The sequence below is a fragment of the Mycobacterium timonense genome (genome assembly GCF_025821985.1).
Taxonomy (GTDB): Bacteria; Actinomycetota; Actinomycetes; order Mycobacteriales; family Mycobacteriaceae; genus Mycobacterium; species Mycobacterium avium.
Window position 1 is genome coordinate 1 of record NZ_JACKSY010000050.1, and the last position, 2,178, is coordinate 2,178.

Annotated in this window: 2 protein-coding genes and 2 pseudogenes; all 4 read left to right on the forward strand. The window is 64.5% G+C overall.

Annotation, left to right across the window (positions count from 1 at the left end):
- Window positions 1-212 precede the first annotated feature (212 nt).
- Window positions 213-1,319: a tyrosine-type recombinase/integrase gene (locus H7I87_RS14065; RefSeq protein WP_063967041.1), complete on the forward strand. Its 1,107-nt coding sequence runs from the start codon at window positions 213-215 to the stop codon at window positions 1,317-1,319.
- Between the two features lie 101 nt (window positions 1,320-1,420).
- Window positions 1,421-1,528, forward strand: a pseudogene (locus tag H7I87_RS14070) (transposase); the annotation flags it as partial.
- Between the two features lie 14 nt (window positions 1,529-1,542).
- Window positions 1,543-1,737 (forward strand): annotated as a pseudogene (locus H7I87_RS14075) (antitoxin); the annotation flags it as partial.
- Window positions 1,737-2,057 carry a type II toxin-antitoxin system PemK/MazF family toxin gene (locus H7I87_RS14080; protein WP_081264594.1) on the forward strand — a complete coding sequence of 107 codons (321 nt, stop codon included), beginning with the start codon at window positions 1,737-1,739 and terminating at the stop codon, window positions 2,055-2,057. The pseudogene H7I87_RS14075 and the gene H7I87_RS14080, both read left to right, overlap by 1 nt.
- The last annotated feature ends 121 nt before the right edge of the window (window positions 2,058-2,178 follow it).

The following is a 2,178-nucleotide window of genomic DNA, read 5'->3' on the forward strand; positions in this document are numbered from 1 at the left end:
CGACTACAACCACCACCGCCGACATTCGTCACTGGGCTACCAGCCCCCAGCCCGCTACGCTGCCAGCTGTACCCACCAATGAACGACTCTCGTTCGCCGTGGACCAGTTCACGGGGTCCGGCCAGTCCGACACGGGGCGTTGAGGTGCCAGGTTCTGCGTGGTGATCGTGGTTATCTGCAGTCGTCCAAGAGGCAGAGCCTGTGGAGGGACGATGCAAGTTGCCCGGGTGGTTTCACCGGTCTCGTCGCGTGAATCGTGGACTGTCCTGGGAGAGGACGATGCCCCGGTTGCGCCGGTGGAGCGGTATCTGGCCTATCTGACCGATATCGAGCGCTCCCCGAACACGGTCAAGGCCTACGCGCACGATCTGAAGGACTGGTTCACTTTCCTCGCGAGTCGTGACCTGGATTGGCGGGCGGTGCGGCTTGACGATGTGGGTGAGTTCGTCGCTTGGCTGCGGCTTCCGCTGCAGGTCCGCGACCGGCGGGTCGCGGTGTTGCCGTCGGTCGCGCATCAGTGCACGGAATCCACCGTGAATCGCAAGCTTTCGGCGGTCGGCACCTTCTATACCCACGCCGGACGTGACGGTGTCGAGGTCGCCGAGTTGTTGACGTCGTGGCAGGTCGGCGGGAAGCGGGGCGGCTGGCGACCGTTCTTGCATCACATCAGCAAGAGCGAACCGAAACCGCGGCGAGTGGTCGCGTTGAAGACGCCGAAGAAGTTGCCTCGGGTGCTCACGCCCGTGGAGGTGCAAGCCGTGCTGGACGCTTGCCAGCGGCTGCGGGACCGGCTGCTGTTTTCCATGCTTTATGACACTGGCATGAGGATTGGCGAAGCACTTGGGTTGCGCCACAACGACATCGCTGCCGCCGAGTGCGAGGTGACGGTGGTATGCCGCGACAACGCTAATGGTGCGCGGGCGAAGTCGGGCAACTCGCGCACGATCCCGGTCAGCGCCGAACTGATCCGGTTATACGCCGACTACCTGCACGCCGAGTACGGCGACCTGGACAGCGACTACGTGTTCGTCAACCTGTGGGGTCACCCGCGTGGGCATCCGTTGACCTACGCCGCGGTCTACGACCTGGTGCGCCGGTTGCGTCGGCGGGTCGGGATCGACTTCGACCCGCACTGGCTGCGGCACACGGCGGCGACGCGGATGCTGCGCGATGGTATGGGCATCGAGGTCGTGGCACGGCTGCTCGGTCACTCGTCGGTGGTCACCACGAGTTCGACATACGGGCACCTGACCGTCGAGGACGCCCGCCGGGTGATGCAGCAGGCGGGCTGGTTTACCGACAGGCAGGTGAGCTGGTGACCGCCCCGGTCGCCGACGGGGTCTCGTCTGGGCTGCTGAGCAGGCTGATGGCGGCGGTGCGCAGTGAATTCCGTAGTGATGTCATGGAATTCGTGTGCGCCGAACTCGACGTCGAGTTGGTCGAGTTCAACGGCGAGGCCGACCACGTGCACCTGCTCGTCGCGTATCCGCCCACCCTGGCGATCTCGGCGCTGGCCCAGCGCCTCAAGGGCCGCACCGGCGCAAAGACAGGTACCGCAGTGCCAATGCCGCGATCATCGATGCCATCAACAAGCGATGGGAGGCGCTTCACGAAGAGCAACTCGACGCCGCCTACGCCGCCGCGGTCAAAGACAACCCGGCCTATCCATACGACTCCACGGCCGAGCGAAGCGCCGCGCGCGGCCGGCGTAATGCCAGGCAGAAGGACTCCGCGTAATGACCCCGTTGCGCGGCCAGGTGTATCGATGCGATCTCGGATACGGCGCCAAGCCGTGGCTCATCGTCTCCAACAACGCTCGCAACCGGCACACCGCCGACGTGCTAGCAATACGGCTAACGACGACGCCGCGCACTCTACCAACATGGGTTCCTATGGCCCCCAACGATCCGCTCACCGGATACGCCAATGCGGACAACATCGAAACCATCGGTAAAGACGAACTCGGCGACTACCTCGGTGGCGTAACGCCGGCAACCATAGAGAAAATCAACGTCGCTCTCGCCACCGCGCTTGGCCTACCGCCACCCCGGACATGACCGAATTCTTGGGCGCAAGCCTCGCCATTTATGGCGGGGTGAGCCCATCCCGTATGTCGCCGGGCGTAGCCCGGCGGTCAAAGAGGTCGGGCTTGGCCGTCGATGTATTGCTTGATGATCG